Below are 1,059 nucleotides of genomic sequence, written 5' to 3'. Positions count from 1 at the left end.
TGCCCATCGCGCCAGCGCCAGCGCGCGCCAGTCGTCGGTGAGCAGCCCCAGCATCCGCATCCCGGCGAGCGCGCCGACCACGAAACGCGCCGGCAGCTTCACCCGCTGCGCCAGCCCGTCGGCGAGATCGGTGGGGTCCACCGTGACGAAGAGGACCACTGCCGGCAGCCCGATCGCGAGCACGCGCACGGCCGTCGCCGCAGCGAGCGCGAGCGACCCGTCACTGATGCGGATGACGAACCACTCGAAGTGAATCGTGCCGCTCGTCGCGCCGTACAGCGCGATCGTGACGGCACCGAGCGGTGCCGCGATCCACAGCACCGCGGTGCGCGTCCAGAACTCCTTCGCCCGGAGCCCGGCGAGCAGCAGCAGCGGGATCTCGAGGAGCAGTGCGACGGATGCCGAGACGACGTCGATCGAGAGAACGAGAGGCAGGGCGATGAGCAGAGCAGCCGCGAGCTTGGCCAGGGCGGACCGCGGCGCGAGGGGCCCTGCACGATCGACGCGGGCCGTGAGCGGATCGATCATCGGCCCACCTCGACACGTCGAGCGTGCAGCGCGTCGAGCACGGCCTCGTCGTGACTGATCGCGACGATCGCCGTTCCCTCGTCGCGCAGCCGTGCGATGAGGGCGACCAGCTCGGCCCAGGTCGAGGCGTCCTGTCCGAAGGTGGGCTCGTCGAGCACCAGCATCCGCGGCCGGGTGGCGAGCGCTGCAGCGACCGTGAGCCGACGCTTCTCGCCTCCCGAGAGTGTGTAGGGATTCGCGTCGGCCAGCGCCGTGAGCCGCAGGCGCGCGAGGAGCTCGTCGACGCGCGCGGCGATCTCGCTCTCGGCCATCCGCAGAGCGCGGGGGCCGACCGACAGCTCGTCGCGCACGGTCTTCGCGAGGAGTTGATGTTCGGGCGTCTGCAGCACCGTGGCGATGCGGGTGAGCAGAGCACGCGACGACCAGCGGAAGGGATCGCTCTTCTCCCCCGCGGCGAGCGCGGGCAGCGCCGCGACGTGACCCGCCTCGGCGGGGATGAGCCCCGCGAGGGTCAGCCCGAGGGTGGATTTT

Annotated in this window: 2 protein-coding genes; both read right to left on the bottom strand. The window is 71.8% G+C overall.

Annotated elements, in window-relative coordinates; genetic code table 11:
- On the bottom strand, positions 1-528 hold a 528-nt coding region (locus RTM68_RS18945), incomplete at its 3' end, for an energy-coupling factor transporter transmembrane component T (protein ID WP_312173888.1).
- On the bottom strand, positions 525-1,059 hold a 535-nt coding region (locus RTM68_RS18940), incomplete at its 5' end, for an ABC transporter ATP-binding protein (protein ID WP_312173887.1). The genes RTM68_RS18940 and RTM68_RS18945, both read right to left, overlap by 4 nt.

The sequence above is a fragment of the Microbacterium sp. genome (assembly GCF_031988965.1).
In the GTDB taxonomy this organism is placed as follows: Bacteria; Actinomycetota; Actinomycetes; order Actinomycetales; family Microbacteriaceae; genus Microbacterium.
The sequence above is the reverse complement of the archived record's forward strand: the minus strand, read 5'-3'. Positions and strand labels throughout refer to the sequence as shown.